The sequence below is a fragment of the Nonlabens sp. genome (genome assembly GCF_039941875.1).
In the GTDB taxonomy this organism is placed as follows: Bacteria; Bacteroidota; Bacteroidia; order Flavobacteriales; family Flavobacteriaceae; genus Nonlabens.
Window position 1 is genome coordinate 130268 of sequence record NZ_JBDVDQ010000016.1, and the last position, 14573, is coordinate 144840.

The window sequence follows — 14573 nt, forward strand, 5'->3', positions numbered from 1 at the left end:
TATTAGAATGATAATCTTTCTTAGACACACATTATTACATGAATATCTAATTATGTAGAATAAACTGATTAACAACCAGACCTAAGAAATAGGGCCTGCTCGTACTTCTGGAATTTTATAAGTAGAATCATTAAAAGCAAATAAGACATTGCCTCTAACTTTTACTGCTATCGCAGTTAACTGATTACGGCTATCAATAGTAATAACAGGACTTACAAAGCCTAAAACTTGCGACCCTCTATTATAATCTTGTTTTAACTCAAAGTAACATTTGCCCTCATTATCAAATCCAGAAACAACATTTTCCTGAATTTCATAAACATCTATTTGATAATCTTTTGCGCTTTCTTTTACAGGTTCATTACCATAATCATTCAGTGCAGTTGCAACACTTGAAGCGTCTAAACTTGTAAATAATTGTTCTTTTACATTTTGAATAGCTAGATGACTATAATAAGACACTTTTAAAGACCCATTATCTAGACTAGAAATAGTTACATTTCTAGCCCCTAAACTCAATAATTGAGTCTTTACAGTTTCTATTGCTAGGTCTTTAGAAGAAGTGTTTTCACCTTGTATAAATGTAAGTAGAACCTCTTGATTAGGTACATCTACACTTTGTTGTTGTACAACAAAATAAGAGATTATAGCGATCAGTGCGCCTATGTACCATTTTACATTCACGTGCCAAATATAAAGAATTACATCTGCTTTTACACTAACCCTATTTATTTAAAGTCTAGCAGTAGCAAAAACCACATAACCTACTCATTTACAAATATTTACTTATCAATTAAAATAATATTACTTGTTCCGCTTTCGCGAAAGCGGAATACAGATAAACAAATGAAACACACATGAGCTTCTTAGAAAACACAAGGCATAAAAAAACCGCTCACATGGAGCGGTTTATATAATAATATGTATCTAATTTCTAGATAAGCGCGTTAGTAGCTTTTACACCTTCAGCACTTGCTTGCATAGCAGCTTTTTCAGCATCACTTAAGTTAATCTCTACGATCTTCTCGATACCATTTCTACCTAATACAACTGGCACACCGATACAAAGATCAGAAAGTCCATATTCACCATCTAATAAAGTACTACATGGGAATATTTTCTTCTGGTCACAAGCGATAGCCTGCACTAATCCAGATACAGCAGCACCTGGCGCATACCATGCACTTGTACCTAAAAGACCTGTAAGAGTTGCTCCACCTACTTTAGTAGCTTGAAGTACTTCTTCTAATCTTTCTTCAGATAAGAATTCACTTGCTGGCACAGAGTTACGAGTTGCAAGACGAGTTAATGGCACCATTCCTTTATCAGAGTGACCACCTATTACCATTCCATCTACGTCAGAGATCGGTGCTTCAAGAGCTTCGGCAAGACGGTATTTGAAACGAGCACTATCTAAAGCACCACCCATACCGATAATACGGTTTTTAGGTAATCCTGTTACTTTGTGTGCTAGGTAAGTCATGGTATCCATAGGATTAGAAACCACAATTAAGATAACGTCTGGAGAGTGCTTTACTAGACTTTCTGAAACAGACTTTACAATACCTGCATTAATACCTATTAATTCTTCACGAGTCATTCCTGGTTTACGTGGAATTCCTGATGTGATAACAGCGATATCGCTACCAGCAGTTTTTGAGTAATCATTTGTCGCTCCAGTAATTTTAGTATCAAAACCGTTTAATGATGCTGTTTGCATCAAGTCCATCGCTTTACCTTCGGCAAAACCTTCTTTGATATCTACTAATACTACTTCACTTGCAAAATTTTTAATTGCAATATACTCTGCACAACTAGCGCCTACTGCACCTGCTCCTACTACGGTAACTTTCATGTTATAATGATTTAATTTATAGTATAATTTAAGGCCTAAAAAGGCTCTAAGCAAAAATAAACAAAACGCCCATAATTAAAGACAAAGTAGCCTTAAAACTATGGACGTTAAGATCCCAAAAAAGGGTAATTAATGTTTAATCTGTTAAATTCTGAAAAATATAGATGCACTTGCCGTGTCATATTCCCCAAAACTATAATCTGCATTGATATTAAAAGCTCCCAAAGTCAATTTTGCACCTAATGTTCCTAAAACACCACTTACGTCGCTTTTTAATGATAAAGGATCTTCAACTGTACTAGAAACGGGAAAAATCACTGTGTTAGATCTAAAGGTGTAGGTACCTTTTAAATCTGTTGTAGAATTTCCTGAAACGTAATTAAGACCTCCATAAAAATTAAGAACTTTAAAATTTGTACTTGCTATAGCCGCAAAATTATAAGCATTAGTTTTAGTTTCTAATAACTGATCACTACCTTCTACTACAGCACCATCTTCAAAATCATAAGAGGCATCTAACCTCGTAAACGCTCCTAAAACAGAAACAGAAACTGGCAAATTATTAACACCATTTTCATCGGTAAAAAACTGTGTCAGTTCCCATTGTAAACCTACACCATAAAGACCTGTCTCTACCTCATCGGTTTCTATTTTTGGTATAAAACGAGCTTTCACCTCTAGACCAGCACCTAGACCTACTCCTACTTGAAAAAATGCTGACGGCACCACATCTAAACCTGTACTACCTATTCCTTGAGCTAGTGTAATAATGTCTTCTTGTAATAATAAATTTGAATTAGACTCTCTACTCCTTATTATTAAGGACTCATCTGGGTTATTTTCACCGAGAGCACTCGCTACTAACCTAGGTGTCGTACTACCATCACCAAAAGTTACCGAAATATTTGCTGAAGGATTACCTGTATTATTATAACTATCCTGTATGATACGTTCATACTCTAATGGATCTAGAACAAACGACTTCTTTTCATCTGGCGCAAAAGTACCTTGAGCTTTAATTTGTAATTTAAACTTTCCTGGCTTTAAAACCTTACCACTCTCGTACCACCCAGAAGCTAGATTATAAGTGAAGGCTTCAGCTGCTGGAGCCGTGTAAGAATTTGCATATTTATCTGCCGCCTCTACACCTGCAGCAAGAATATCAGAAAAGCCATTTTGCGCCTGCGATAAGCGCCCCAAACAACAAAGCACGATAATTACTATATTTCTATTCAGTTTCATATTCTTTAATTTAAACTATAACTAAATCACCCTTTAAAAAAAGTCGACCGTAAAAATACCCTTTAAAAACAAAACATAAAAAAAGCCCTCTATAAAAGAGAGCTTTTTTAAAATATCACGTACTTTATCTATGCATCAATATTTGCATAAATAGCATTTTTCTCTATAAACTCTCTACGCGGTGGCACCTCATCACCCATTAACATAGAGAACACACGGTCTGCCTCTGCAGGACTATCGATTGTAATCTGACGCAATGTTCTAAACTCAGGATTCATAGTAGTATCCCAAAGCTGATCTGCATTCATCTCACCTAATCCTTTATAACGTTGAATAGCTGCTCCACCACCGAAACTTTCTGCTATTTCATCACGATCTTTATCTGACCAAGCATAACGTTTTTTAGCACCTTTTTTCACAAGATATAATGGCGGCGTTGCTATATAAATATACCCTAGCTCTACTAACTCCTTCATGTAACGGAAGAAGAAAGTAAGAATTAAAGTTGCAATGTGAGAACCATCAATATCCGCATCACACATAATAACGATTTTATGGTAACGTAGTTTCTCAAGATTCAATGCTTTAGAATCTTCTTCAGTTCCTATAGTAACACCTAGAGCCGTATAGATATTACGAATCTCTTCATTTTCAAAAACCTTGTGCTGCATCGCTTTCTCTACATTAAGAATTTTACCTCTTAACGGCAGGATAGCTTGGAATTCACGGTCACGACCTTGTTTTGCCGTACCACCTGCAGAGTCTCCCTCAACAAGGAATACCTCACACAAAGTTGGATCAGTTTCAGAACAGTCAGAAAGTTTACCAGGTAAACCACCACCACTCATTACCGTTTTACGTTGCACCATCTCACGAGCTTTGCGCGCCGCATGACGTGCTTGAGCAGCAAGTATTACCTTTTGAACAATTATTTTTGCATCATTAGGGTGCTCTTCTAGATAACTTTCTAGCATTTGAGACACCGCTTGAGAAACAGCACTAGTCACCTCACGGTTACCTAATTTAGTTTTAGTCTGCCCTTCAAATTGTGGTTCTTGCACTTTTACAGAAACAATAGCAGTAAGTCCCTCACGGAAATCATCTCCTGCAATATCAAATTTTAATTTATCTAATAAACCAGAACCATCAGCATACTTCTTTAATGTAGAAGTAAGACCACGACGGAAACCAGCTAGATGCGTTCCTCCTTCATGCGTATTAATGTTATTCACGTAAGAATGTAGATTTTCAGAATAACTGTCGTTATAAATCATCGCTACCTCTACAGGAATACCATTTTTCTCACCTTCCATAGAAATAACATCTTCTATAATAGGCTGGCGAGTATCATCTAAGAAACGTATAAATTCTTTAAGACCTTCTTCTGACTGAAAAATTTCGGTAATATTATTTCCTTCTTCGTCTTGTCTTCTAGCATCAGTAAGGATAATTTTAATACCTTTATTTAGGAATGCAAGCTCACGCAGTCTATTTGCTAGAGTATCATAATTATACTCTGTGGTCTGTTGGAAAATAGAACGGTCTGGAGTAAAAGTTACATCAGTACCTCTTTTATCTGTATCACCTATTGCTTTAACAGGGTACATAGCCTTACCACGCTCATATTCTTGCTCCCATATTTTACCATCACGATAAACGGTTGCTTTTAAATGATCTGAAAGTGCATTTACACAACTCACACCTACACCGTGTAGTCCTCCAGAAACTTTATAAGAATCTTTATCAAACTTACCACCTGCACCGATTTTAGTCATTACCACTTGTAATGCCGACACTCCTTCTTTTTTATGAATCCCAACAGGAATACCACGACCATCGTCAGTCACAGTAATACTATTATTTTCATTTATCTGTACAGTAATATTATTACAATGTCCAGCAAGCGCTTCATCTATAGAATTATCAACCACTTCATAAACTAAGTGATGCAAACCTCTAACTCCTACATCTCCAATATACATGGATGGACGCATGCGCACATGCTCCATTCCTTCTAACGCCTGAATCTGATCTGCGCCGTAATTTTTATTATTTTCTTCGCTCATAAATACGTATGATTTTTACTGCTATATGCGTAATACACAAATATAAGAAACCACTAATGTTTATAGGCTTTAACCATTAAAATAGCAGCTTAAGTTATTAACAAATTATTAATATGCATATGGCATTAATATTGATTAATTTAGGACTACTATATTCAACACAATACACCATGAAAAATATTCAAATTATCCTCTTATTTTTTACCTGCTCATTTTTCTCATTTGCACAAAATGATAGTGACCTAAGCTTCTCTCAATTAGACAAAAGCCCACTAGATGTGGTCATGTACCGCGATGCAAATAAAGCCGCTGTGGCTAGAGTAATTTATAGTCGCCCATCTAAACGTGATAGAGAGATTTTTGGAAACCTTGTTCCTTATGATCAGGTATGGAGAACTGGCGCAAATGAAGCCACTGAAATAGCTTTTTATAAAGATGTAAAAATTAATAACGAACTAGTAAAGGCAGGAACTTACTCCATGTACACCATCCCGAGTGAAAACGACTGGAAATTTATACTCAACACAGACACGACACAATCTGGGCTAGAATATGACGCTACTAAAAATCTAGTTACTACCACTATGGATGTACTACCATCACCACAAGAAATAGAGTCGTTTTCTATAAGCTTTGTAGAGCAAAACAATGGAGGTATGTTATTCTTAGGATGGGACGATACTATCGCTAGCGTACCTTTTACCGTGGTAAATCCTTAAGGTATATTTAAATACTTATGCGTTTGCAAAGAGACTTGCCATTCTGGATTTTCCATTACAAATTCAGTAATATACGGTATCATTTTTTCACGCACCGACCATTCTGGCTGTAAAAAAAGCTTGCATGTAGAAGATACTTTTTCAGATTCCGCTTTCGCGAAAGCGAGATCATGACGATTAAACACGATCACTTTAAGCTCATGTGCTGCTTCATAAACTTCCGGAAGTGGCATTTTTGCTTTTTTAGGAGATAAACAAATCCAGTCCCAATGACCAGAAAGCGGATAAGCACCACTAGTTTCAATATGAACATCTAGCGAGGAGTTTTTTAAACCTATTGTAAGAGGTTCCATATTCCATGTAAGCGGTTCTCCACCTGTTACCACAATAGTTTTACTATACTTAGATGCATTTGCTACGATCTGATCCACACCTGTAGGTGGATGCTTTTCTGGATCCCAGCTCTCTTTTACATCGCACCAGTGACACCCCACATCACAACCACCTACTCTAATAAAGTAAGCCGCGCGACCAGTGTGATATCCTTCACCTTGGATGGTGTAAAATTCCTCCATTAAAGGTAACATTGTACCTTTTTCAACCTGTTGCTGTATTGTTTTCTCTAGCATCTTGCAAAGATACGGTAGCTTTTACATTATTTATAACAGTGTAACATATGATAAAGTAATACATTTGTAAAAAATATAATCTCTCAACTATATTTTATCCAATTACTTAACCATACTCACTCTATATTCTTTTCATGAAAAAGTTCTTTTATTTACTTATAATAATCTCTAGCCAGATTATTACAGCCCAAGTAGGTGTCAATACATCAACACCTGACGATGGATCTGCATTACAAATAGACAGTACAACAGGCAGTTTTGTACCTCCTAGAATGGATACTGCAGCAATGAATTTGATCCCTACACCTCTAGAAGGTTCAATTGTATTTAATACAGATACAAAATCCTTACACATCTATAAGAACTCAAATTGGAAAAATCAGGCAACTCCTACTATTCCACAAATCACATTATATAAAAGTTTTAACGGAACTGAAGATATAGGAACCGATTCAAATTTTCATCAATTCCCAATAGGAAATGAGCCTGGAGAAATTCTATCTTCAGATCCAACACATTTTGATGTTTTATCTGACGGAAAAATTAGAATACTAAAATCTGGAACTTATCAAATAAGTGGAGGAATCTCCTTGCGTAATGTTAATAGTGGTGATCATAAATACATATTAGGTGTTTTTATAGACTCTAGTCGCAAAGGATACTTGTGTCGTGGATATGCTAACATACCTGGAAGTAATGATTACTGGGGTGCTTCTGGGGTATTTCAATTTAAGATCACAGCTGGTCAAGTACTCGACTTACGTTTTTACCTAACTAATAGCGACACAGTTGAGCCATTAGACTTTTGCGACATAGGAATTTTAAGAGTTTCTGATTAAACCATACCATTTTAAAGACCTTATAAGAACAGTTCTGCTTTATTACAGAACTGTTTTTTTATACCCATATTTTTAAATTACTTTTGAGGAAATACTTTTTTCATGTCCCAAAAAGATGAATTTTTCAAATATATAACTGACGGTTATAACCCAAAAGGCGACTCTATCGTTATGGGTGCCGCTATGCTAGATGGTGAAACTTTAACAAATGCACATGTAAAGATCCCCTTAAAAACCATGAACCGTCATGGGTTGATAGCAGGTGCCACAGGTACTGGAAAAACCAAAACACTACAAATAATAGCTGAACAACTATCCCAACAAGGTGTCCCAACTTTATTAATGGATATAAAAGGCGACCTCTCTGGTATCGCTGCAGAGAGTCCTGGACATGAAAAAATAGATGAGCGTCACGAGAAAATAGGCCTGGATTTCAAAAAAAGAAAATCGCCTGTAGAGATCATGACCATTTCTGAGCAAGAAGGAATTAAAATGAGAGCTACCGTGAGCGAATTCGGCCCGGTACTTTTATCAAGAATTCTCGATGTTACAGAAACTCAGGCTGGTATTATATCAGTCGTTTTTAAATACTGTGATGATAATAAGTTACCTCTACTAGATTTAGATGATTTAAAAAAGGTTTTACAATATGCTACTGGAGCAGGTAAAGAAGAATTTCAAGAAGAATATGGACGTATATCTACATCTTCTACAGGAGCAATTCTCAGAAAACTTATTGAGCTAGAACAACAAGGCGCACAACGATTTTTTGGTGAACGTAGTTTTGATGTTAAAGATCTAGTAAGAAAAGATCGCGATGGTAATGGATATGTAAACGTAATAAGACTTACCGACATACAGGACAGACCTAAGCTTTTCTCAACTTTCATGTTGAGCCTACTTGCCGAAATATACTCCACATTCCCTGAGCAAGGAGATAGTGATAAACCAGAGCTTATCCTATTTATAGACGAAGCTCATTTAATCTTTGACAACGCTAGTAAAGCACTACTAAGTCAGATAGAGAGTATTGTAAAATTAATACGCTCTAAAGGTATAGGCCTTTATTTTGTTACTCAAAACCCAACAGATATACCTGAGGGCGTACTTAGTCAACTGGGACTTAAGATACAGCATGCTTTGAGAGCATTCACAGCAAAGGACAGAAAGGCAATTAAACTTACTGCTCAAAATTATCCTGAAACTGATTATTACGACACTGCCGAAATACTTACCTCGCTAGGTATAGGAGAAGCTTTAATAAGCGCCCTAGATGAAAAAGGAAGACCTAGCCCTCTAGCCGCTACATTATTACGTGCTCCAGAAAGCCGCATGGACGTTCTTACCGATAGGGAATTAAGCGATTTAATAGCCGATTCTGAACTTACTGATAAATATAATGAAGAAATAGATCGAGAAAGTGCTGAAGAAATTCTACAGAAAAAAATAGAAGAGGCAAATGAAGAAGAGATCAAAGAAAAGGCTGCAAAAGAAAAAGCAAAAGCTCGTAAATCTTCTACTTCTAGAACTAGCACCAGACAAAACCCTATCCTAAAAGTATTAACCAGCGCTTCTTTTATAAGAGGAGTAATGGGAATTTTAGGTAAAGCGTTAAAATAATTTAAGAGTTAAAATACTAATAAGAACTGTAAAATAAATAATGCAAAACTCGTGTAGTTTCTCTAGCAATTGTAATTTTACATCTTTAAATAAAAATATGAAAAAAGTAATAGCATTAATTGCCGTAATAGTCGTACTAGCTAGTTGCTCTAAAGATCAAGATCCATTTGAATGGAATAAAGATCGTGTAGGTCACCTGACTAAAGACATGAAAGTATTTCAATTAGATAGCATTTATGCTAATGATAGTATTGTAAGAGCAGTTAAGGGAGATGAATTTAGTAATGGTGCTAATCAAATAGAGATTTTTGAAAAAGGCGGAGCGCATTTATTAACTCTTACTCCTAGTGAAGCTTTAGATAGCACAGCTACTATTGAAAACATAATCATACGTGATGAGCGTTTTACCACTATAAAAGGTATTACTAAAAACAGTACTTATAAAGAGATAAGTACGGCATATAAAATAAGCAGCGTAGATAACATGATCGACGATGCCGTAATATGGGTTAATGATGAAAATTTTTATTTCACCATATCTAAAGACGATTTACCTACAGATGTGAAATTTGACATCAGCGCTTCAGTTGAGAAAACGATGATTCCTCAGGATACTAAACCACTTTATATGTTTGTATCCTGGTAATTTAAATACTCATGAAAAAAACACTTCAAAAAGCCATACCTAAACTGTATGGCTTTTATTTTAATACGATTCACCTATTCTCTAAAGAAAAGGCAGCAAACCTAGCTCTTAAAGTATTCAGTATACCAAGAAGAGGTAAAATTGCAGAACATCAAAAAGAATTCCTTAGCACCGCGAGGACACAAAAAATAGCCTTTGAAGATGGTTTATTTGAGGTTTACCATTGGAAAGGTAATGGTCCAACTGTCTTGTTAAACCATGGCTGGGAATCTAACGCCTTCAGGTGGAAGTACCTTATTGAACCCTTACAGAAATTAGACTATAATATCATAGCAATAGACGCACCTGCTCACGGCGCTTCTGATGGTGAATTATTTACCGCTGTAAAGTATTCTAAAGTTATTACAACAGTCATTGATTTATATGAGCCCAAAATAGTAATCGCCCATAGTGTAGGCGCCATGGCTACTATTTATCAAGAGTCAAATCATCCTCATGATTTTATAGAGAAATTAGTTTTACTAGGCAGCCCTAATAAGCTAGAGGTCATCATGCGCGGCTATCAAAATATAACTAGTTTCAACAATTCTGTTTATGGTAGTCTAAATAACCTGCTCAAGAATACTTTTGGCTTTCTTATAGAAGACTTTGTAGCTGCAGATTTTGCAGAGAAAATTAAAATTCCTTCGTTGATTGTTCATAATCCGCAAGATGTAATTGTACCCTATGAAGCAATGGATGAAATAGCTGCAAAAATGCCTAATTCGAGCACGTATACGTCTCAAACAGGTGGTCACAGTTTATACACACCAGAAGTAATTGAAGAGGTATTAAAGTTTTTAGCCAGACCTTAATTATATGTTTATTAAGCTATCGTTATTGATTGCTAATCGAATTAATCATAAATTCATTAAAATAAAACTAACTGCATTTATTATATCCAGATAAAATATTAAAAGAGTAAAGAAGAGCTAATAATTACATTAAGAAATAACTGACACCTATGAATGATCAGATTCCTACTACTAAGATACGCCAGCTATTCATCCTATTAATTATAATGGGGATTCTGTTCTTGATAGGCATGGAGCTACTTCCTTATTTAGGAGGTGTTCTTGGTGCCATTACTTTATTCATTTTACTAGCACCACTTCAAGAAAAACTTGAAAAAAAGAAATGGAAACCTGCCCTGGCAGCGACGCTTCTCATGTTTTTATCTTTTGTGATCATCTTACTACCTATCGCAGGAATAGGATTAATGCTTACTTCTAAGGTAAAGACGGCTATCCAGAACAGTACCGAAATCACCAATACTATAAAATCAGAGATTTCTAAAGCTGAAGAACTGGTAGGAATGAATATTTCTGAGAACATTAATTCTAGCGAGGTAAGCACGTGGATATCCCAAAATATTCAAGATCTAGCTAACTCTGGTCTTACTGTAACCATCTCTGTCGGGATTATGTTCTTTTTATTGTACTTTATGTTAACCGAGCGTAAGAAATGGCTAGCAACTGCCTTAGTTTATTTACCTCTTAAAGAAGAAAACACAAAGAATATAGGTAAAGAGAGTATAGACTTGGTAAAATCAAACGCCATAGGTATTCCACTAGTAGCTTTACTTCAAGGTGTTGTAGCGTTAATAGGTTATTTCATATTCGGCGTGGATAATCCATTCTTTTGGTTTGTCATTACCATTATAGGTAGTATGATACCATTTGTAGGAACAGCGTTAGGAATATTACCTGTATGTATTTTATTATTCTCACAAGGAGACACTACTGCCGCAATAGGAATATTGATTTACGGCGCCATAGTTGTAGGATCCACAGATAATCTTTTCAGGCTGGTAGTACAAAAACGACTGGCAGATGTTCATCCACTAGTAACACTTATAGGCGTAGTAGTCGGTGTGCCTCTATTCGGTTTTATAGGGCTTATCTTTGGACCTTTATTAGTAAGTTTATTTTTACTATTGGTAAAAATTTATAAAAACGAATATGGCAAACAAGGTAAGAAGATATAGTCTTGTTAATTGAGTAGATTTATTTTTTAAGATTCCGTATTTTTAACCCAAATTAAAATTGAATGAGCAAAGCATTTAAACTTCAAGATAAAATAGACGAAACTTACATTGAACAACGCAAATTGTTCATTTGGGGAATGGTAGATGATAAAACGGCTAGACACTGTGTAGATAGATTATTATACCTAGATTCTTTAAGTAATGAAGAAATCACTTTTGTAATCAATAGTCCAGGTGGTTATGTAACTGCTGGTTTTTCTATTTATGACACGATGCAAGAAATTAAAAGCCCAGTAAGCACTGTATGTAGTGGTCTTGCTGCATCTATGGGTTCTTTACTTCTTTCTGGTGGTACTAAAGGACGTCGCATGATACAAAAACACGGTCGTGTAATGATACACCAACCTAGTGGTGGTGCTCGTGGTACCAGTGCAGACATTGAAATCACTGCAAATGAGATTCTTAAAACTAAAGAATTAAGTGCTCAAATTCTTGCAGACAACTGTGGACAGACTTTTGAAAAAGTGATGAAAGATTTTAACCGTGATTACTGGCTAGGAGCTGACGAGGCACTTGCTTACGGAATTGTGGATGGTATTTTATAAATAACATAACACATTTATTCAAAAAGCCAGCTTGTCTTTAAGCTGGCTTTTTAATTTTATAAAAATGGTTAGAGATTACTTAAACGCTTACTTTAGAACAATTTCATTTATCTTTTTAATCTTGTTCGGTATTTATGTAATACTTACTATTGGCTCAGAAGAATACTTAAAATCATTTGTCACCTCTTTTTCATACACCTTACTACCAGTTGTAGTAGGTAATATTCCCATCGCCTGGCTTTATTATTACATCCATAAAAAATCAACTCAATGAAACTAACTCCTTTTCACCTCGCGATTCCAGTTAAAGAAATCACCACCACACGTGCGTTTTATCGCGATACATTAGGCTGTAAAGAAGGACGTAGTTCAGACCATTGGGTAGACTTTGATTTTTTTGGTCATCAACTGGTTATACATGTGACAGAAGAGGCTCAAAAAGCAGCCATTAATGCCGTAGATGGCAAGGCCGTTCCTGTTCCACATTTTGGTGTCGTTCTAGAATGGGATATTTTTCACGCTTTCGCGAAAGCGGTAAAAGAAAAAGGCATCCAGTTTATAATTGAGCCGTACATAAGATTTGAAGGACTACCAGGCGAGCAAGCCACGATGTTCTTTCAAGACCCAAGCGGAAATTCACTAGAGTTTAAGTCCTTTAAAGACTTTGATCAAATATTTGCATCATGAGACTATTCAGAAAAAAAATAAATTTACCTGACGAAGATTACACACTAGAAACCGTAGAACAGACTACCGTCGCAGATGTGGATAAAGCGATAGAAAAAGAAGAAAGTATTACTTCTACTATTGCAAATTCTGGCTTTTTGAAAAAATATGCAAAGCTAGGTAAGATCATGTTTATGATGATTAAAGATTACCGCAAAGGTATTTATACAAACATCCCATGGTTTACCATTGCTGCTATTACTACAGGATTATTATATGTATTTAGCCCCATAGACCTTATCCCAGATTTCATTCCAGGATTAGGATTTATAGACGACCTAACTGTACTTTCTTTTGTAACCGGATGGATCGAGACCGACTTACATAGATATCTAGACTGGAAACTTAAGGAAGATTCTTATTTAGAAGAGTGAAAAAGTGTCAATTGCAATGCGATCATTATTTAATTTTTATTTTCTCCAATAATTCAAAAACAATTTCTTTTGAATTATTCAAAGGAATTAGAAACTTTCCGTTAGAATCAATGATTCCATATTGGTTAGAATCTTCGACAAATGCAAGTGATTGCAAAAACGGACTGCTTTTTAGTTTATAAAATGATTGATCAGGAGACTCTTTATTCTGATTATGAAACATTGTAAAGGAATCAAACCTATAATCTGTTAATTGCTTTCCAGTAGAATCAAAAACAGCCCATTTACTATCCTTTTTAAATCCTATAATTCCCTCGAATTCTCTTATAAAATTAGTATGTTGAAAAGGGATTAAAATCTTTCCTTGTAAATCAATTAATCCCCATTTATTATTAAGTCTTGCAGCGGCTGCATTCAAGTGGGGAAACCTTAGAATTTCATAGTCGCCCTCAAATATAAGCTCCCCATTAATGTTTATGAAACCTACTTTTCCATTTTCTTTTCTAATTACGGTAAATTCATTAGTATAAAAAGGACTTACCATCCGAAATTCAGGAGCGATCACCTCTATTCCTTTCCTGTTTATAAAACCGTATAAATTGTCAGCACGAATTTTTGCTTTATTAAAATAGTATTCCCCAAATGCAGTATATTTTAAATCAGTTATAAAACTTCCATCTGTCTTTACTAAGGCATAGTGGCTGTCTTTTCCAACTAAAAGAGTATCTTGTCCTAGCTTTTTAAAAGAACTGAATTCTGGCTCCAGAATTACATCGCCATTCAAATCATAAATACCATATACTTGTGTGGGATTATAGGAAACACCATAACGTCCTTTATTTATTTTTCCAAACTTTCTTTTACTAACTAAAAGTTTATTTTTTGAAAGATTTATACTTTTAAAATGTAGAGGTAAAATCAATCTGTCATTTTTACCTACTACACCATAAATATCATCCCAAAAATATTCGCCTTTATTTCTGACTTTGTAAAGCGAATCATTCAGTATGTAAACCTTGTGGTATTTAATAGGTATCACAATATTATTTTTCCTATCAATTACACCTACTTTTTTATTTAAATAGACAACACCATTACCTTTATAAAAATCTTTGGCATAATTATATTGAGGGGTTATAACCACACTATCTCCTAATTTGTAGCCATATACACCTTGTTCTTGAAAAGACTTCAAATCTTGTGATAAACAACTTATACCGCTAAAA

At 35.2% G+C, this 14573-nt stretch carries 15 protein-coding genes; 9 read left to right on the forward strand and 6 right to left on the reverse strand.

The features are described from left to right. Positions 1 to 81 precede the first annotated feature (81 nt). The 4 genes from ABJF08_RS10545 to gyrB all read right to left on the reverse strand — a co-directional run bounded on the left by ABJF08_RS10545 (position 82) and on the right by gyrB (position 5163). On the reverse strand, positions 82 to 684 hold the full coding sequence (locus tag ABJF08_RS10545; RefSeq protein ID WP_348116147.1) for a hypothetical protein: 603 nt from the start codon (positions 682 to 684) through the stop codon (positions 82 to 84). A 250-nt stretch (positions 685 to 934) separates the two neighbouring features. After that, entirely contained in the window at positions 935 to 1855 is a 921-nt protein-coding gene (gene mdh / locus ABJF08_RS10550; RefSeq protein ID WP_348116148.1) for a malate dehydrogenase, read from the reverse strand. 144 nt (positions 1856 to 1999) lie between these two features. Continuing rightward, positions 2000 to 3097: a DUF6588 family protein gene (locus ABJF08_RS10555; protein ID WP_348116149.1), complete on the reverse strand. Its 1098-nt coding sequence runs from the start codon at positions 3095 to 3097 to the stop codon at positions 2000 to 2002. A 128-nt stretch (positions 3098 to 3225) separates the two neighbouring features. Further along, positions 3226 to 5163, reverse strand: a complete 1938-nt coding sequence (gyrB, locus tag ABJF08_RS10560) for a DNA topoisomerase (ATP-hydrolyzing) subunit B (RefSeq protein ID WP_348116150.1) — start codon at positions 5161 to 5163, stop codon at positions 3226 to 3228. A 170-nt stretch (positions 5164 to 5333) separates the two neighbouring features. Here gyrB and ABJF08_RS10565 point away from each other — a divergent pair, with 170 nt between their 5' ends. Further along, complete coding sequence (locus tag ABJF08_RS10565) at positions 5334 to 5882, forward strand: DUF2911 domain-containing protein (protein ID WP_348116152.1); 549 nt, start codon at positions 5334 to 5336, stop codon at positions 5880 to 5882. Here ABJF08_RS10565 and ABJF08_RS10570 read toward each other — a convergent pair. Further along, on the reverse strand, positions 5879 to 6511 hold the full coding sequence (locus ABJF08_RS10570) for a 7-carboxy-7-deazaguanine synthase QueE (protein ID WP_348116153.1): 633 nt from the start codon (positions 6509 to 6511) through the stop codon (positions 5879 to 5881). The two genes, ABJF08_RS10565 and ABJF08_RS10570, sit on opposite strands and share 4 nt — an antisense overlap. Positions 6512 to 6645: 134 nt before the next feature. Between ABJF08_RS10570 and ABJF08_RS10575 the strand changes: the two genes are divergently transcribed. From ABJF08_RS10575 to ABJF08_RS10610, 8 genes are all read left to right on the forward strand, one after another. After that, positions 6646 to 7350, forward strand: a complete 705-nt coding sequence (locus tag ABJF08_RS10575) for a hypothetical protein (RefSeq protein WP_348116155.1) — start codon at positions 6646 to 6648, stop codon at positions 7348 to 7350. Between the two features lie 102 nt (positions 7351 to 7452). Continuing rightward, on the forward strand, positions 7453 to 8970 hold the full coding sequence (locus tag ABJF08_RS10580) for a helicase HerA-like domain-containing protein (RefSeq protein ID WP_348116156.1): 1518 nt from the start codon (positions 7453 to 7455) through the stop codon (positions 8968 to 8970). A 97-nt stretch (positions 8971 to 9067) separates the two neighbouring features. After that, positions 9068 to 9616, forward strand: a complete 549-nt coding sequence (locus tag ABJF08_RS10585) for a hypothetical protein (protein WP_348116157.1) — start codon at positions 9068 to 9070, stop codon at positions 9614 to 9616. Between the two features lie 11 nt (positions 9617 to 9627). Then, positions 9628 to 10470: an alpha/beta hydrolase gene (locus ABJF08_RS10590; protein ID WP_348116158.1), complete on the forward strand. Its 843-nt coding sequence runs from the start codon at positions 9628 to 9630 to the stop codon at positions 10468 to 10470. A 149-nt stretch (positions 10471 to 10619) separates the two neighbouring features. After that, positions 10620 to 11642 (forward strand): AI-2E family transporter, encoded by a 1023-nt coding sequence (locus ABJF08_RS10595; RefSeq protein WP_348116159.1) that lies wholly within the window; start codon positions 10620 to 10622, stop codon positions 11640 to 11642. Between the two features lie 62 nt (positions 11643 to 11704). Continuing rightward, positions 11705 to 12247, forward strand: coding sequence for an ATP-dependent Clp protease proteolytic subunit (locus ABJF08_RS10600; RefSeq protein WP_104516071.1), 543 nt, complete (start codon positions 11705 to 11707; stop codon positions 12245 to 12247). Between the two features lie 270 nt (positions 12248 to 12517). Next, positions 12518 to 12934: a VOC family protein gene (locus ABJF08_RS10605; RefSeq protein WP_348116160.1), complete on the forward strand. Its 417-nt coding sequence runs from the start codon at positions 12518 to 12520 to the stop codon at positions 12932 to 12934. Continuing rightward, positions 12931 to 13347, forward strand: a complete 417-nt coding sequence (locus tag ABJF08_RS10610; RefSeq protein WP_348116161.1) for a YkvA family protein — start codon at positions 12931 to 12933, stop codon at positions 13345 to 13347. Before ABJF08_RS10605 ends, ABJF08_RS10610 begins: the two co-directional genes overlap by 4 nt. Positions 13348 to 13372: 25 nt before the next feature. Here the strand turns inward: ABJF08_RS10610 and ABJF08_RS10615 are convergent, their stop codons facing one another. Then, positions 13373 to 14542, reverse strand: coding sequence for a WG repeat-containing protein (locus ABJF08_RS10615; protein WP_348116162.1), 1170 nt, complete (start codon positions 14540 to 14542; stop codon positions 13373 to 13375). Positions 14543 to 14573: the final 31 nt, after the last annotated feature.

Excerpts from the sequence above, each read along its gene's own strand:
- mdh (WP_348116148.1), bottom strand. The coding sequence starts at position 1,855 with ATGAAAGTTACCGTAGTAGGAGCAGGTGCAGTAGGCGCTAGTTGTGCA.
- ABJF08_RS10555 (WP_348116149.1), bottom strand. The coding sequence starts at position 3,097 with ATGAAACTGAATAGAAATATAGTAATTATCGTGCTTTGTTGTTTGGGG.
- gyrB (WP_348116150.1), bottom strand. The coding sequence starts at position 5,163 with ATGAGCGAAGAAAATAATAAAAATTACGGCGCAGATCAGATTCAGGCG.
- ABJF08_RS10565 (WP_348116152.1), top strand. The coding sequence starts at position 5,334 with ATGAAAAATATTCAAATTATCCTCTTATTTTTTACCTGCTCATTTTTC.
- ABJF08_RS10570 (WP_348116153.1), bottom strand. The coding sequence starts at position 6,511 with ATGCTAGAGAAAACAATACAGCAACAGGTTGAAAAAGGTACAATGTTA.
- ABJF08_RS10575 (WP_348116155.1), top strand. The coding sequence starts at position 6,646 with ATGAAAAAGTTCTTTTATTTACTTATAATAATCTCTAGCCAGATTATT.
- ABJF08_RS10580 (WP_348116156.1), top strand. The coding sequence starts at position 7,453 with ATGTCCCAAAAAGATGAATTTTTCAAATATATAACTGACGGTTATAAC.
- ABJF08_RS10585 (WP_348116157.1), top strand. The coding sequence starts at position 9,068 with ATGAAAAAAGTAATAGCATTAATTGCCGTAATAGTCGTACTAGCTAGT.
- ABJF08_RS10590 (WP_348116158.1), top strand. The coding sequence starts at position 9,628 with ATGAAAAAAACACTTCAAAAAGCCATACCTAAACTGTATGGCTTTTAT.
- ABJF08_RS10595 (WP_348116159.1), top strand. The coding sequence starts at position 10,620 with ATGAATGATCAGATTCCTACTACTAAGATACGCCAGCTATTCATCCTA.
- ABJF08_RS10600 (WP_104516071.1), top strand. The coding sequence starts at position 11,705 with ATGAGCAAAGCATTTAAACTTCAAGATAAAATAGACGAAACTTACATT.
- ABJF08_RS10605 (WP_348116160.1), top strand. The coding sequence starts at position 12,518 with ATGAAACTAACTCCTTTTCACCTCGCGATTCCAGTTAAAGAAATCACC.
- ABJF08_RS10610 (WP_348116161.1), top strand. The coding sequence starts at position 12,931 with ATGAGACTATTCAGAAAAAAAATAAATTTACCTGACGAAGATTACACA.